General features: G+C 38.2%; 14 protein-coding genes and 1 other RNA gene. 4 read left to right on the forward strand and 11 right to left on the reverse strand.

The window, feature by feature from the left end; genetic code table 11:
• Positions 1-12: 12 nt before the first annotated feature.
• The 9 genes from LS684_RS13000 to LS684_RS13045 all read right to left on the reverse strand — a co-directional run bounded on the left by LS684_RS13000 (position 13) and on the right by LS684_RS13045 (position 9,464).
• Positions 13-183 carry a hypothetical protein gene (locus LS684_RS13000; protein WP_233806520.1) on the reverse strand — a complete coding sequence of 57 codons (171 nt, stop codon included), beginning with the start codon at positions 181-183 and terminating at the stop codon, positions 13-15.
• Positions 184-244: 61 nt separating this feature from the next.
• Positions 245-1,390, reverse strand: a complete 1,146-nt coding sequence (locus LS684_RS13005) for a THUMP domain-containing class I SAM-dependent RNA methyltransferase (RefSeq protein ID WP_233811651.1) — start codon at positions 1,388-1,390, stop codon at positions 245-247.
• 10 nt (positions 1,391-1,400) lie between these two features.
• Complete coding sequence (locus tag LS684_RS13010; protein ID WP_233806521.1) at positions 1,401-3,467, reverse strand: sensor domain-containing protein; 2,067 nt, start codon at positions 3,465-3,467, stop codon at positions 1,401-1,403.
• Between the two features lie 118 nt (positions 3,468-3,585).
• An RNA gene (gene rnpB, locus LS684_RS13015) (RNase P RNA component class B) lies at positions 3,586-3,973 on the reverse strand.
• Between the two features lie 80 nt (positions 3,974-4,053).
• Entirely contained in the window at positions 4,054-4,353 is a 300-nt protein-coding gene (gene gpsB, locus LS684_RS13020; RefSeq protein ID WP_233806522.1) for a cell division regulator GpsB, read from the reverse strand.
• Between the two features lie 135 nt (positions 4,354-4,488).
• Entirely contained in the window at positions 4,489-5,049 is a 561-nt protein-coding gene (locus LS684_RS13025) for an SLOG family protein (protein WP_233806523.1), read from the reverse strand.
• Positions 5,050-5,166: 117 nt separating this feature from the next.
• Positions 5,167-5,430: a CotD family spore coat protein gene (locus tag LS684_RS13030; protein WP_233806524.1), complete on the reverse strand. Its 264-nt coding sequence runs from the start codon at positions 5,428-5,430 to the stop codon at positions 5,167-5,169.
• Positions 5,431-5,924: 494 nt separating this feature from the next.
• Positions 5,925-7,184 (reverse strand): ribonuclease H-like domain-containing protein, encoded by a 1,260-nt coding sequence (locus tag LS684_RS13040; protein ID WP_233806527.1) that lies wholly within the window; start codon positions 7,182-7,184, stop codon positions 5,925-5,927.
• A gap of 36 nt (positions 7,185-7,220) precedes the next feature.
• Positions 7,221-9,464 (reverse strand): DEAD/DEAH box helicase, encoded by a 2,244-nt coding sequence (locus tag LS684_RS13045; protein WP_233811652.1) that lies wholly within the window; start codon positions 9,462-9,464, stop codon positions 7,221-7,223.
• Positions 9,465-9,655: 191 nt separating this feature from the next.
• On the opposite strand from LS684_RS13045, the gene LS684_RS13050 reads away from it, so the two are divergent.
• The 3 genes from LS684_RS13050 to LS684_RS13060 all read left to right on the forward strand — a co-directional run bounded on the left by LS684_RS13050 (position 9,656) and on the right by LS684_RS13060 (position 12,261).
• Positions 9,656-10,558, forward strand: coding sequence for an ABC transporter permease subunit (locus LS684_RS13050; protein WP_233806529.1), 903 nt, complete (start codon positions 9,656-9,658; stop codon positions 10,556-10,558).
• The gene (locus tag LS684_RS13055) at positions 10,555-11,472 is read left to right on the forward strand and encodes an ABC transporter permease subunit (RefSeq protein ID WP_233806531.1); all 918 of its coding nucleotides are present in this window, start codon (positions 10,555-10,557) and stop codon (positions 11,470-11,472) included. The genes LS684_RS13050 and LS684_RS13055 overlap by 4 nt, the downstream gene beginning before the upstream one ends.
• A 96-nt stretch (positions 11,473-11,568) precedes the next feature.
• Complete coding sequence (locus tag LS684_RS13060) at positions 11,569-12,261, forward strand: Crp/Fnr family transcriptional regulator (RefSeq protein WP_233806533.1); 693 nt, start codon at positions 11,569-11,571, stop codon at positions 12,259-12,261.
• 484 nt (positions 12,262-12,745) lie between these two features.
• Here LS684_RS13060 and LS684_RS13065 read toward each other — a convergent pair whose 3' ends face one another.
• Both LS684_RS13065 and hcp read right to left on the reverse strand, forming a co-directional pair.
• The gene (locus LS684_RS13065) at positions 12,746-12,922 is read right to left on the reverse strand and encodes a hypothetical protein (protein WP_233806535.1); all 177 of its coding nucleotides are present in this window, start codon (positions 12,920-12,922) and stop codon (positions 12,746-12,748) included.
• A 244-nt stretch (positions 12,923-13,166) separates the two neighbouring features.
• On the reverse strand, positions 13,167-14,465 hold the full coding sequence (hcp, locus tag LS684_RS13070; RefSeq protein ID WP_349293058.1) for a hydroxylamine reductase: 1,299 nt from the start codon (positions 14,463-14,465) through the stop codon (positions 13,167-13,169).
• Positions 14,466-14,662: 197 nt separating this feature from the next.
• Between hcp and LS684_RS13075 the strand changes: the two genes are divergently transcribed.
• Positions 14,663-15,166 carry an Hsp20 family protein gene (locus tag LS684_RS13075; protein WP_349293059.1) on the forward strand — a complete coding sequence of 168 codons (504 nt, stop codon included), beginning with the start codon at positions 14,663-14,665 and terminating at the stop codon, positions 15,164-15,166.
• The last annotated feature ends 51 nt before the right edge of the window (positions 15,167-15,217 follow it).

A 15,217-nucleotide genomic window follows, 5' to 3' on the forward strand; every position in this document is an offset into this window, starting at 1 on the left:
AGCGCTTGATCTCTACTTGAGTGTTGAGGTTAATGAAAATGATAAGGCTTGCTGAAATTCGTCCCGTGCTTTTTGTAATTGTTCCATAACTAGTTCATGCGCATCCTTCTCATTTTTTAGTACATCAAATGAAGATGCTAATGCTTGTGAAATTCGATTAAAATCAATGCTTGTGTGCTTCAATAATCTTCCCTCCGAATAAAATAGATAATCGTATTTTATTCGACGAAAAGAAAAATTATGCTTATTCTTTATTTGCTCTTGGAGGACGTTTCCCCCAGTATTGATAGTAATCCGTACGGATAAACCCGTTAAATAATTTCCGCTTCTTGGTTGCTTTTTTACCGTAGCATTCTTCAAAGCCTTCATGGGATGTCAGCATATAGACGGACCATGTATCATATGGAATCAATGCTTGTCCCATTTGCTGATACATTTTTTCAACGGCTGGCTTATCGCCAAGACGCTCACCATATGGTGGATTTCCCACTATTACGCCATATTCCTTAAATGTTGTAAAGTCGCTTATCTGCATTTGCTTGAACTTGACTAAGTCTCCTAGTCCCGCTTCAAACGCATTTTCTTCTGCAATCTTAACCATGCGATGATCAATATCCGTTCCGGTAATGTCTAATGGCTGATCATAATTTGCTAATGACTCTGCTTCATTTCGCACGTCATCCCAGATTTCTGCTTCCATCCAGTCCCAGCTCTCTGAAACGAATTCACGATTAAAGCCTGGTGCAATATTTTGCCCAATTAAAGCAGCTTCTATAGGGATCGTCCCTGATCCGCAGAAAGGGTCAACAAAAGGACGATCTGGCGTCCAGTTTGTCAGCATCACTAAAGCTGCAGCTAATGTTTCTTTTAATGGTGCTTCCCCTTGATCTACGCGATAGCCTCTACGATGAAGACCGCTACCACTCGTATCAATTGTTAGTAGTGCTACATCCTTATGGATAGCCACTTCTAATTTAAATAGCGCTCCATTTTCCTCAAGCCAGCTTGTTTTCTTATAGTGCTTACTAATCCGCTCAACAATCGCCTTTTTAACAATGGCCTGGCAATCAGGAACACTATATAATTTTGACTTTACAGATTTTCCACTAACAGGAAATTCAGCATTTACAGGTAAGAAATTTTCCCACGGAAGTGCTTTAGTTTTTTCAAAAAGTTCGTCAAAGGAGGTAGCTTTAAATTCTCCCACTTTGATCTTTACGCGATCCGCCGTTCGTAACCACATATTTGACCGAGCGATCGCTTTCTTATCGCCTTTATAGCTAATGCGGCCATTTTCAACGGAACACTCATAGCCTAGGTCTCTGACCTCTTTAGCAACTAGTGCCTCTAATCCCATAGCTGAAGTAGCAATTAAATCGTATGTTGTCATCATTTCACCCTTACTCTACAAATTCGGCATTCCAACTTTCAGCAAAAAATAGAAATTCTTGAAAAGGAAGTGGCTTTGTAATGTAGAAGCCTTGTACATAATTACACGCTTCTTCTTCTAAGAACTCAAATTGCTTCTTGCTTTCGACTCCTTCGGCAACAACTTTTAAGTTAAGCCTGTGAGCCATTGTAATAATTGCTTGAACAATTGAACTGTCTTCTTTATAAACGCAAAGCTTCTTAATGAAACTTTGATCGATTTTTAGTGTATCAATTGGAAACCGGTTTAAATAACTTAACGAAGAATAGCCGGTTCCGAAATCATCTATTGATAATTTTAATCCTAATTGCTTTAGTTTTACAAGTTTATCGATAGATTCTGTTGCTTTTGGCATGATCATGCTTTCTGTTAGCTCTAATTCTATATAATGAGGGTTTACATTTGTCTTTTGAATAAGCTTATCAATCGACCGGATGAAACCATCTTGATTAAAATGAAGGGCCGAAATATTAATACTCATCTTTAAATTGGAGTAACCAGCAATATGAAATTTCTTTAAGTCTTCACAAGCCTGTTGGAAGACCCATTCACTTATCGGCATGATTAATCCGGTTTCTTCTGCTAGAGGGATAAACTCTCCAGGAGAAATGAGTCCTAGCTCCGCTTGATTCCACCGAATTAACGCTTCGACTCCAACTATTTTCTTTGATTTCGTATCTACTTGCGGGTGATACACTAAGAAAAACTCTTTTCGTTCAATCGCTTTCCTTAAAAGAGTTTCAATCTTCATTTGCTTGGATTCGTTCTGATGCATATCCGAATGATACAATTCAAACTGATCCCGCCCCTTAGCCTTTGCTTGATACATGGCCTTATCAGCATTTCGAAGTAGCGTTTCAATGGTTACGCCATCTAATGGATAGAGACTAATACCAATGCTTGTAGATATATATACTTCTTGATCATCTAGAATAAAAGATTGTTTCAGCGAGTCAATGATGTTTTGGGAGATATGAACCGCTTCTTTCGGATGTTTGATGTTTGGCAGTACAATTACAAACTCATCTCCCCCTAGGCGAGCAATCATATCCTTATTCTTGATTAACCCCTTAAGCCTTGATGAAACTTGCTTAAGAAGCATATCACCGTAGTTATGACCCAATGTGTCATTCACATATTTAAAGCGATCTAAGTCTAAAAATAAGACAGCTAGCTGTTGCTTATATTTTTCTGCGGTTTGAATCAAATTCTCTAATCGTTTATTTAACGAATAACGATTCGCAACACCAGTTAAAGTATCGTAATGAGCCAATCGACGCAACTGCTCTTCAGCAAATTTCCGGTCGGTTATATCTGTAAATACAGCGACATAATTCGTAATCTTCCCTTGCTGATCCTTGATGGCGCTGATTGTAATCCATTCAGGAAAGATCTCGCCATTCTTTCGCTTATTCCAGATTTCCCCTTTCCACTGCCCCGCTTCTCTAATAATACTCCACATGTTCGTATAAAAGTCTTCTGAATGTACACCAGATTGAAGAATACTTGGGTTCTTGCCAATCACTTCTTCTTCACTATAGCCTGTCACGATTTGAAATGCAGGGTTTACAGAAAGGATGGAACCTCGCTCATCTGTTACAAGTACTCCCTCACTTGTATTTTCTAACGCTTTTGCCGCTAATCTCAGTTCAGCTTGCGAATTTTTCTGTTCCGTAATATCTCGAAAAACGACTACAAAATGCTGAATATTTAGATCGGACCCCTGGACCGTTCGAATGTTCATCCATTCTGGGTATACGTCGCCATTCTTTCGCTTCTTTCTCACTTCACCTTTCCACTTCCCATGCAAGTGCAAACAATTTAGGATCGTTTCATATGTATGTTCAGTATGAAATAGCATCGAAAACGGCTGGCCAATTAGTTCTTTTTCACTATAATGTACCGTTTTTTCCGCCCATGGGTTTAACGACACAATCTTCATTTCATGGTCTAAGACGATAATGCCTTCTTCCATATGCTGAAATACCATCTCAAAAAGTGATAGATTATCTGTATTAGTAATTCGTTTATTGTACACAGTATGACCCCCATCGGTGAAAAAACAGTGAAATCTCATGTCTATGTATACATAAAATAAAAGCCCTCCTTAATAAGGAGAGCCCGTTCAGTCATCTCATCAATTCCCATTAATAACGTTCTGTAAGCCATGTTTTGTACCATTGTACTTCAAACGACTGACGTCTCGTACTCCGGTGGTAATCATCTATCTACAGATGACAACGCATCTGTCCTTCTCATCGTTCATATTCCTTAGAGAAGATGCCCCTACCATAATTTGGGTTTCTCGCTTGTGGGGTTTACCTCGTTCCACTCTTTTCATTTCTGAAAAGACTCCGTCACTGTGGCACTTTCAAGGTATTCATGCCATATCCGAAGACTTAGGCATTTTCCCTGCCGTCAATCGAGCATAATGCCCAACTGCCCTAGCTTATGAATTGACTAGGCACAAACACTACGAGCATCGCAGCTCGTGCGAGCATGGACTTTCCTCTACAACAAATGTTGCAGCGATTACCCGAACGTTATTAATGATACAAAAACTATTATATGTAATCTTAATGAGAATATCAATGGTAATAATATTGAAATTCTAACAGTTTTTGTTAATCGTATAGCTTGCTGCCAAAAACATGCTTTTCAAGATTAGATATTCGTTTTAAAATATCAAAATTTGTTGTTCCAGCGGTTTGAGGAGTTGGTCTTCTTGAAGTCTCTTCAAATTGCTTTCGAAGACGAGCATTTTCTTGTTGTAATTGCTCAATTTCTAGCTGAAATGCTTCATAATCCTTTATTATCATATCTAAAAAGCTATCAACTTCTTCTGGCTTGTATCCACGCATAGCTGTTTTAAATTCTTTTTCTAAAATATCTTTAGCCGTTAATTTAAATTTATCAGACTGCATTATATCACCTCGGTATATAACCAATTCATATTTTATTTTTTCAAAAATAGTCAAATTTGTCAATTTTTCTTTTAGCGGTTTAAAGGAAGGGTGTTCGCCTTTGCGATAGATTCACGGCACTTTAGGAACGTTCCATTAAAAATCCTGCTTAAGCTGTTCCTCTTCTACAATTAATTGTAAATCATAAAAGGTAATTAAACGGATATCATATGATATATGTTCTTGGTACCTTTTGGCTGTTTCGTAAAGGTATTTTGGACTGCCATCCTTTTCTGGATCAAATAATAATAAAAGTCCGTCACTTTTTTCTACAAAAAACTGATTTTTCAAGCGAAATTGATTTGGGTTTTCATAAGGTTTTTTTGTAATGGAATCGATATAATCTGCTCCAGCTAACACAGATTCATACCATTCTTTATGAACATCTTTCCATTTTTCTTCCTGGTTTAAAAATGGTGTAATAACGGCAAGCTGTAGGGATTCATACCCTTCAAGTTGCAAATCGAATACTACCTCAGCAGCCCAAAGTTCTACGCCAAGTTGCCCACTTATGATTACCCATTCTAACCCTTCATCCAATAACTGAATGAACTGTTTCTTTAATGCTTGCTTAATATAATGTATTCCAGGATTTTTTTGATCAAAAACACCTATTTCATAAGGTTTGTACCCTGATACAACAATTGTTTTTGGCACTAGATTTCTCCTTTTACACATTACCTTTGAGTACTATTGTAACAAACTATTCCATTATGTATAGACTATTTAATCATACACAAGGGCAAAAAAGAACCCTTGTGTAAGAATAGCTACTTATCTGAAACCCGGGCCAAAGCCTGGTCTTGGACCATATGGAGGGTATCCAGGGCCAGCATTAAAGTGTTGGTGTGTTACCTCATTTACATTAGAGAATGTTTGTGGAAAATAGTGCTCGTGTTTGTAATTAATATGGTTTACGTTGGTTGTGTGTGTTGGGTGAACATGAGGAACAATATTATTTTCAAAACTGTTCGTTACACAACATTTTGTAGGATGAACTACTGTAGGCAATACATTTGGTCTTGGTCCGCAATACATATAAAAATCCCCTTTCCTAAATTTTTATTTTGTTATTACACTAACAGCCTATGAAGGAAAAGGGATTCTTGTACTAATGAAAACACCTAATTTTGGCTTTATCTATAAATATGGGTATTTGTGAATGTAGGTTTATAGGAAAGTATAGAAGCTGTCTTTTAAGCTTGTAAAGATAATTGCTGTTAAACAGATCACAACAAAAAACATAAATAATATCGCTTTGTACATAATATCAACCCCACTAATTGATTCCAGTAACACTTATCATACAATTCTACATTTTACATTTTAATAGAAGTACAGACAACTAGGAATTGGTGGGAATTGTCGAAAAAAACATTAAGTTTTTGTTACACTTTAGCGAATTTCCCATCATTCCGTCAAAACCTACAATGAACATTCGAATTTCGTTGAATTTTGCGGTTCCCCGGGAAATTTGTAATTGTTGCAATCACTGAAGTGAAGAGAACTAAAGATGGAACAAGAACCTTCCTTTAGGAAATAGATTTCTTCTTTACTAATCGTTTTTTTCGCTTTGTTATTTCTTCAAATGGAAGCTTTGTAATCCCTTTGTTAGCTACCTCAACGTATACATACTCAGCTTCACAGCAATAATGAAGAGCTCGTTCGACATCTTTGATACGGTGCTCATACAGCTTGGATAGTTCAATAAATGCCTCTAACTTGATTTCAGGGGATGCTTGCTTAACGACTTCATCCCATAGCTCTGCAGCCTTATTCCATTGTTTTAGTTTTTTCCATTCAAAGGCTAGTGCGTGTCTTGCATCAATCGAAACAAGGCCATCTTCTTTATGGGATGCCTGAATATATGCTTCTTTCGCCTCCGTCCCCTTACCAAGGGAAGTAAACCATCTTCCGACTTCAAATGCTTCCTTCGAAGTTTGCTCTCGATCTAGCTGGAGAATTTGGAAAGTAAGATGTGTATAAAGAGTAATTAAAGAAAGGATATCGATCTCGTTATGTTTCATCACCCCAAGAACTCCTTGCGGGTCCTTCCGCTCAACATAATCAAAGTAGATCATTGGTGCGAGAAACCCTGGAATATCATCCGTTCTTTGCACGTCCAGCACTTCTTTCTCTACCACCGCAAGCTTTAGCCTCTCTAATTTATGCTTCCACATTCGTCTAGATGCATGATAGAGATCAAAATGACCAAACTGAGGTAATTTCGGCACATGGTCTCGTATCAAGGTATGGCGTGTTTTCACTTGGGGCCAATCAAATGCTTTCCCATTATAGGTTACAAGCGTCTCATAATTCACTTCTTCTAAAAAACTCGTATACAAAGAAACCTCCGAACCAGGAGCTGGAAGGAAATGTTGCTTTAAGATCACCCCTTTTTCAGAAAATCTTGCATGACCTAACAAAAAGATCGTATTTCCCGTTCCTCCTCCTAGGCCTGTTGTTTCTGTATCAAAAAAGAATAAATCGTTCGGCTGAAACCCCTTCGCAGATAGTGGGTGTTCCGTATCGCTTGTGTTCCAGCTATCAACAGCTTTAATAAAGTCGGCAAATTGATATTTTCCATGCTTGTACGACAGTGGATAGATCACTTCTCTGACAAGACAATATTGATCATCAAGGTAGTAGGGAGATGCCCCATTCTCCGTCCATGTTTCAATATGAGGTATTCCCTCTTGAATTCTATCAATTGGAGGGGTATCTAGCTTTGGCACTCCTTCTCCCTTCGACAAGTGCGGCTTCAACCGGTTTAGTTTATTTTTTAATGACATCTAACATCCCATCCTCTACCAAATACCCAATTATGGCTATAAATTCATAAATAGCTTTACTATTTTGATGACATCTCTTTTAGCCGTTTGTAGCAATGAATCCGTCCCAATACATGATGGGCAACCAGATTCACATTGACATCTTTCCACCATTGCAGTGGTTTCCAATAATAAATGTTCGATTTCTCCGTATATCTTTTCACTTAATCCAATCCCACCAGGATAACGATCATAAAAGAAGATTGTTGGCTTTTCATTATGAGCGGCCTTTACTTGGGGAACCACATGAATATCCTGAGGGTCGCACATTACAAACAATGGCGCAATATGCTTTAAGGCATGTGCTGTTCCAATTAACCCCTGCTCAATTCGTTCTTCTGAAAAATGAGAAATACTATCCTGTAACGAGATCCACGTAGAGCTCGTATGCAGTTCCTCTTCTGGTAGATGAATGGGGCCAGATCCGATATTTTCATGTGTTTCGAATTTGATTTTCTTAAAAATGGTCGCCATGGCCTGGACACTAACATCACCATAGCCAATTTCAAGATCTTCGAAAGACCTGTTCTTATCCATTTCGAGAACCTTTAACTGGACCGCCAAGTTCGCATCTGTATAATAGTCCACGTCCACTTCTCTTACAAATGCTTTTTTCTCTTCCCAATCTAACATCTCCACCTGATATTGGATCCCTTGATGAAGGTAGATAGCTTCTTCATGGAGAAGGGTCATGCTTGAAAACCGGTCCATTTCCCCAATCACTCGAATATTGGCTACATCAGACTGGTCAATAATGACTACATTTTCCTGAGAGGCTGATCGAAGGCTGATGTTGTGAGCAGGAAATGAATCATTCATCCAATACCATTTATCACCGTTTTGATGAAGGATTCGTTCTTCTACTAAATACTCTAGTATTTCTTCCGTTTCAAAGCTTCCAAATTTCTCACCTTTTTTAAAAGGCAATTCGTATGCAGCGCACTTAATGTGGTCAATTAGAATCACGAGATTATCCGGATTGATTCGCGCCTTTTCTGGGCTCCGATGAAAGAAATAATCTGGATGCTGGATGACATATTGATCTAATGGACTAGAGCTCGCAACAAGGATGACTAATGACTCTCCATGTCGCCTTCCTGCCCGTCCAGCTTGCTGCCAAGAGCTTGCAATCGTTCCGGGATATCCTGTCATAATACAAACTTGTAATTGGCCAATATCGACTCCAAGCTCAAGTGCATTCGTGCTTACGACTCCGTATATATCCCCAGACCGTAGTCCTTTTTCAATTTCTCTTCGTTCAGTCGGCAAGTAGCCACCACGATAACCGCGAATGGCTTTTGGACCTAGCTTATATTTCACAAGCTCTTGCAGATAGGTAAGGAGAATTTCTACACGAACTCGACTTTTGGCAAAAACAATCGTTTGAATTTTATTTTCTAGCATTTCAGCAGCCAGCTTTCGAGCCTCTAACGTAGCACTTCTCCTAATATTCAGCGGGACATTCACAATCGGAGGGTTATAGAATACAAAGTGCTTTCGTCCGCTAGGTGCCCCATTATTATCTATTAATTTCATCTTTTTCTCTGTTAAGTTCTCTGCTAGCTCTAAGGGATTCGCTATTGTTGCAGAGGTACAGATACATACTGGGTCACTTCCATAATACTGGCAAATCCTTCTGAGTCTACGAATAACGTTCGCGACATGACTCCCAAATACTCCACGGTAAATATGCAATTCATCGATAACAATATATTTCAGATTTTCAAACAAAGAAACCCATTTAGTATGATGGGGCAATATCGCAGAATGCAGCATATCTGGGTTTGTAATCACAACATGTCCTGCTCTTCGTACCTTCTGCCTAATATTTGAGGGTGTGTCCCCGTCATATGTATAACTATTAATCTCTAGCCCTGTTTCCTGTATGATTTCGTTTATTTCACTTTTTTGATCCTGAGCTAGCGCTTTCGTTGGGAACAAATAAAGCGCTCTCGCATTAGGGTCATTTATAATCGATTGAAGAACAGGTAGATTGTAGCACATGGTTTTTCCAGATGCTGTAGGTGTAACAGCTACAAAGCTTTGTTGTTCCATAGCCGCATCATATGCCGTTTTTTGATGGGTATACAGCTGTGTAATCCCTCGATGCTGCAACGCCTCTTTTAGCTTCGGATGCAAGTCGTTAGGTAGTTCTTTTGTTTTTGCTGCTTTCTCTTCGATTGTTTCCCAATAGACAATCTGATCTTTAAATTGCTCCGATTCTCTTAGATGCTTCATCATTCTATGGATATCTTTCTTTTCCTTCACATGATTCACCTCATTTATATTATTGTATCGAATAAACGTTCGTTTCAAAAGTAGTAAATTTATCTTTTTATCCAATATGAATCCAAAGGAAAAAATTGACTATTATTCGGATGTTTGCAATGATATAAGTGGAAATATTCTGAAATTAATTAAAGGGGACAAACATGATTATCAAATTACTAAAATATACATCTATCTTTTCTTTCATCCTTATCGGTTTTATTCTCCTGTTGCTCTTGCCTAGGGAAAAAGAAATCGAGGTGTTTTCATCCTATCATATAGAAGCATCCTACCCATTTAGTGTAGAAAAATATGTAGAAAATATGGATGAATTTATTCTTCATTTTCAAACAGAAAAAGGCTTTGGAATTAGCAGTACAGGGGAATCTATTCGCGAAGAAGCCAAGTTGTACGTAACAAGAAGCTTGAAAATTATTTTACCTGCATTCTTCATTAGTATGGGACTCGGAATATTGCTAGGAGTACTGCAATTCTATCACCGAGACCGTAAGAGAGGGAAAATCTCTGCCTTTCTTTTTTGGGTTTTTTCGTCTATTCCAGACTTTTTTCTATATATCTCTATTCAATATCTATTAATAAAACTAATCCGACTCGGTCTGCCACATATTCATCTATTTGGGCATGAACAGTGGTATAGCTTTATCATTCCCCTTATTTCATTAATAATTTTCCCGTTAACTCACATGGTTAAATTCACATCCACAACACTTGAAAATGAAATGGGGAGAGAATACATCCGGACGGTTTATGCAAAGGGACTTGGTCATGTGAAAGCACTTCTCCACATGCTTTGGAACTGCTGGCCGGCAATTCTTAATCAAGCGCAGCTCACTATGCTATATATTTTAACAAGTTTACCAATTATCGAGAAACTTTCTGGTTATAATGGTGCAGGAAAAGAACTACTTGGAAGCATCCTTAGAAATGATGAGATCCGATCGTTAGCCTTAATGCTCCCCTTTCTACTATTAATGTTCGCAACCATTGTTCTCTCGCAGTCACTTAAATATTACTTAATGCCTATCGAAGTGGAGGAAAGAGAATGAAAAGGGAATCTTTTATTCAGAAGTATTACCTCGTTTGTATAGGAGGTTTCATGCTAGCGAGCTTATTATTATTCACTATTGTCGGTCCTATTCTACCTTTCGTTGATCGCGAGCTTTCCACTATTACATACATACTTGATGAAAATAAAAAGCCAGTCATACCACCCTATCCCCCGTCAAGTGAACATTGGTTTGGGACGGACACAAAAGGAAGGGACCTATTTAGTCTTCTCGTGATGGGCGCAAGAGAAACATTAATCATCGTTCTCCTTATAACTATCATTCGTTATATCTTTGCCATTCCATTGGCTTTTTTCGCCCATAAGAATCGATTTGGCGCACACTATTTTTTACCATGCATCAATGGGCTATTGTCCTATATCCCTACTATTATTATCGTTATCTTACTTGTGATGTTGCCACCGATATTAACCATTGATACGAGACCCTATTATATAATTCTCATTATTGCTTTGGTTGAAGTTGGGCGTGCAGCTGATATGATTCGCTTAGAAATGGATGAATTATCGAAAAGAGAATACGTACTTGGAGGCATAGCAGCTGGTGCAACTCCAGTTCGCATTTTCACCGCTTACATCTTACCATTCTTGTATGGAAGGATATTTGTTTATGCCATTTCTGACTTAGGAAAAGTGATGTTTCTCCTTGGGCAATTAGGCTTTATTGGCATTTTCATATCGCAGGAATTTATTCAAAATGAAGCAGGCGGCTTTGAGCTAATCAATAATTCGATTACCTGGCCGATGATGTTAATTAACGCATTTCAAGATATTCGTGGTCCGATTTGGATTCCATTCTTTTCTGCTTTCGCCATGACGTTTGCCATTTTCACATTTAATCTCTTTGCCGAAGGGCTAAAAAAGGTTTTTTCGAAAAAAGTTCGATATATTTAGATGTTCAGCCCTTTTTGACAACACTTTTTTTGCTAAAATAAGAGTATTCATTAGAATGGAGAATGTATTTCATCATTCATAAGAGGTGTCGAAAAAATGGAGCGAGTTGAAATTAAAGAGGTGTTGTCAAAGTTTTCCTTATTTAGGGAATTAAATAATCAAGAAATCGATAAGATCATTGAAATTTCAATTCCTCGTGACTGGAAAAAAGGCAATCACATATTCATGCAGGATGAACCGATTGAAAATGTGTATTTTATAGTGGATGGAAAAATCAAAATCTACAAGAGTGATATCAATGGAAAAGAACAAATAGTAGCGATATTAAAGCAAGGCGAAATGTTTCCACATGTAGGTTTTTTTCGAAAGGGCAATTATCCAGCCTATTCAGAAGCATTAGAGGATTGCACCCTAGTGGTTGTTCCTATAAATCAATTTGAAAAAGTGTTGATTGCTAACCCAGAATTAAGCATAAAGGTTTTTAAAGTTCTTGGGGAGAAAATAGTGGATCTTCAAGAACGGCTAGAAGCACAAATTCTAAATAACACGTACGAACAAATTATTAAGCTCATCGTTCGACTAGGAAACTTACATGGACAAGAAACCGCTGATGGAAAAATAGTGCTAAAAGCTGATTTCACAAACAAGGATCTAGCCAACATGATCGGAACAACAAGAGAAACCGTCAGCAGAACATTAACGAAAATGAAGAAAAAGCAGTTACTCGAAGTGACGGCAAATGGAGATATGATTTATGAAAAAGAATCGCTCTTGGATGAATTGATTTAAGGCAAGGATGATATTTGTAGTAGGTGATTGGAACCGAAGGTGTGTAAAACTCTTGAGGAATAAAGAGGAAAAGTCAAGACCCCGAAAGCGAGCTGAGGAGGCTTGACTTCCTCCCTGCGGAAAGCAAGTGGCGGAGCATAATGAAACGAACTCACATTGGCACAATCAAACTATTAAGCGAAAGCTATATTCATTGATTTGAAGTGTGAAAACTATGGTAGTTGCTCAGTTCCCCTCATAACTAGCGCGATTTACCATGTATGGTGGCAGAATTTCTGGACTAGGAGAACAGGTAAGACCAAGGAAGTGATTTAGTCGATGAGGAGGCTCACCGCCCTCCCTTAAAGCGAAACAACCTGTCACTTCAGAGTTAGCGTCAGTGAGCCTCCCAAATTTGTCCCAAGATAAGCCAGCGCCTGCAGCGAAAATCACCCTTTCAACAGCTCTTCCATCGTAAATCCATAGAATTCACTTCAATGACCCTTTACCTTGTTAATACATAATAGATGACATAGAACCAACTAAAGAACCCGTGAATAATGGCCCAGAGAACAGATTGATGAATACTCCAAGATATTGCAATTGCTAAAGCCGAACCAAATGTAATCGCACTTTTTGAACCAGTAGGCGCATGATACCTTTTTTCTGATCGTTCCTTCATATCCAACTCCCCTTCAACTATCCTTAATTCTGAAATCTATTCAATATATAATATTACCCATCAAAACACTTATTCCTGCCAACATCTTATTTTCCATTTTTCTAACTTCCTCTCAAAAAAATAGCATACCAATCCGTTAACGAATTGGTATGCTATATGGGCAAGAATTTAAGTTTGCCTTATTTATGTTCTCGTTATCTAGTAAAATTAACCGCTATCATTAGAGATACACAAACCAACTAACTTACTTGGCAGATAGCTCCAGCATTTCTTCCATATCCTCTTTTGCCGTTCCAATTAATTTTAAGTTAAAGGTTTCTTGTAAAACATTCATCACACCTTCAGAGATGAATTCAGGCGGCTTCGGCCCAATGCGAATGTCTTTAATCCCTAGACTAAATAACCCTAATAAAATCGCTACCGCTTTTTGTTCGAACCAAGATAAGACAATACTAACTGGAAGCTCATTAATTTCACATTCAAACGCATCTGCTAATGCTTTCGCAATTTTCACAGTTGACCCTGAATTATTACATTGCCCTAAGTCAATATATCTTGGAATCTCTGTTCCAGGAACGACACCGTAGTCTACATCATTGAAACGGAATTTCCCGCAAGATGTGGTTAAAATGACGGTTTCTGGAGGTAATGATGTGGCTAGCTCGCGGTAGTATTCTCCGCCTTTTCCAGGTGCGTCACAGCCTGCAATAACAAAGAATCTTTTAATTTTTCCTGCTTTAACTGCATCGATTACTTCTGGTGCAAGTCCTAATACGGTTTCATGGTGGAAGCCTGTTAGTAATGTTTCATCAGACTCAATATTTGCCTCTGGAAGCTCTAATGCGCGATTGATTAGCGGACTAAAGTCATCATTCTCGATCTTTAACACATTTTCAAGGCCTGCTACTTCATATGAGAACATCCGATCGGCATATGTACCTTTGATCGGCATCACACAGTTAGTTGTGGCCAAAATAGCTCCTGGGAACTTCTCAAATAAGCGTCGTTGATCATACCATGCTTTTCCGATATTCCCCTTCAGATGGGCATATTTCTTTAACTGTGGGTATCCGTGTGCAGGAAGCATTTCTGAATGGGTATAAATATTGATTCCTTTACCTTCTGTTTGCTTCAAAAGCTCCTCAAGTGCAAATAAGTTATGACCTGTTACAATAATAGATTTGCCTTCAATTTTATTTTGGGAAACACGAATGGGCTGCGGAATACCTAGCCTTTTCGTATGTGCTTCATCTAACACTTCCATCATTCGAACGGCTGATTGTCCAACCTTCATTGCCATATCAATATGTTCTTGTACATTAAAATTAGAGTTTGTTAATGTCATATATAATGCTTCATGTGTTGTAGCATCTACAAAAGGGTCGGTATACCCAAGTTGATTAGCATGTGTTCGGTAAGCTGCGATTCCTTTTAACCCAAAGATAATCGTATCTTGTAAACTTGCAATCGTTTCATCTTTTCCACAAACTCCAATTATTTTACATCCCCCAGATGGAGTTTGCTCACATTGATAACAAAACATATTCATATCCCCTCTCTACCTTCTTATTACAGTTTTAGAATACCTTTCAAAAGCCTAACTTAGTGTGATTCGTATCACACCTCTAGGAACTGTCAAAAATCGTTCATATTTACTTCACTTGAAATGAAAATCAGAGAACAGCTTGCTTCCAAGAACAACGCCTATTCTCGTGCATATATTATCAAGGAGGAAAACTGTTGAGAGGAGATGAAGACATGTCTTCTAAACCACCTAAAGATGACCACCAACAAAAACGCAATCGGAATGAACCTTTCGGTGAGATCATGAAATCGATGAATCATTTTTTCAACGAAAGACCTGTTAAAGGACTTTTACAAAACATTGATGATTTTTTTCAATCACCATTTCCAGCCACGCCATCGTTTCGTGTCAATCATGTGGAAAAGGATCACGAGCATATCATTACCGCAGAGCTTCCAGGTATAAAGAAGGACCAAATCCACATCGATATTCTAAACCATACTTTATCGATTACTGTTCAACATCAAGAATCAGTTTTCGAAGAGGACCAAGCGCAGAAAATGTATCGAAAACAGCAGCATATACAAAAAATGAGTCGATCCATTATGCTGTCTCACCCCATTCCAGAAAAACAGGTAAAAGCATCCTACAGAGATGGGTTGCTTCAAATTAAAGTTCCCAAACCGAAAGGGAAAACGGTCATCATTGATGCAGAGTAATATCCAAAAAAACGGCACCGTCAAATTGTGAGAGCAAACAATTGGCGGTGC

Source organism: Cytobacillus spongiae (genome assembly GCF_021390075.1).

What these genes read in the sequence shown, in the direction of transcription:
- LS684_RS13005 (WP_233811651.1), bottom strand. Translation starts at nt 1,390, where the DNA reads ATGACAACATACGATTTAATTGCTACTTCAGCTATGGGATTAGAGGCA.
- gpsB (WP_233806522.1), bottom strand. Translation starts at nt 4,353, where the DNA reads ATGCAGTCTGATAAATTTAAATTAACGGCTAAAGATATTTTAGAAAAA.
- LS684_RS13030 (WP_233806524.1), bottom strand. Translation starts at nt 5,430, where the DNA reads ATGTATTGCGGACCAAGACCAAATGTATTGCCTACAGTAGTTCATCCT.
- LS684_RS13040 (WP_233806527.1), bottom strand. Translation starts at nt 7,184, where the DNA reads ATGTCATTAAAAAATAAACTAAACCGGTTGAAGCCGCACTTGTCGAAG.
- LS684_RS13045 (WP_233811652.1), bottom strand. Translation starts at nt 9,464, where the DNA reads ATGATGAAGCATCTAAGAGAATCGGAGCAATTTAAAGATCAGATTGTC.
- LS684_RS13050 (WP_233806529.1), top strand. Translation starts at nt 9,656, where the DNA reads ATGATTATCAAATTACTAAAATATACATCTATCTTTTCTTTCATCCTT.
- LS684_RS13055 (WP_233806531.1), top strand. Translation starts at nt 10,555, where the DNA reads ATGAAAAGGGAATCTTTTATTCAGAAGTATTACCTCGTTTGTATAGGA.
- LS684_RS13060 (WP_233806533.1), top strand. Translation starts at nt 11,569, where the DNA reads ATGGAGCGAGTTGAAATTAAAGAGGTGTTGTCAAAGTTTTCCTTATTT.
- LS684_RS13065 (WP_233806535.1), bottom strand. Translation starts at nt 12,922, where the DNA reads ATGAAGGAACGATCAGAAAAAAGGTATCATGCGCCTACTGGTTCAAAA.
- hcp (WP_349293058.1), bottom strand. Translation starts at nt 14,465, where the DNA reads ATGTTTTGTTATCAATGTGAGCAAACTCCATCTGGGGGATGTAAAATA.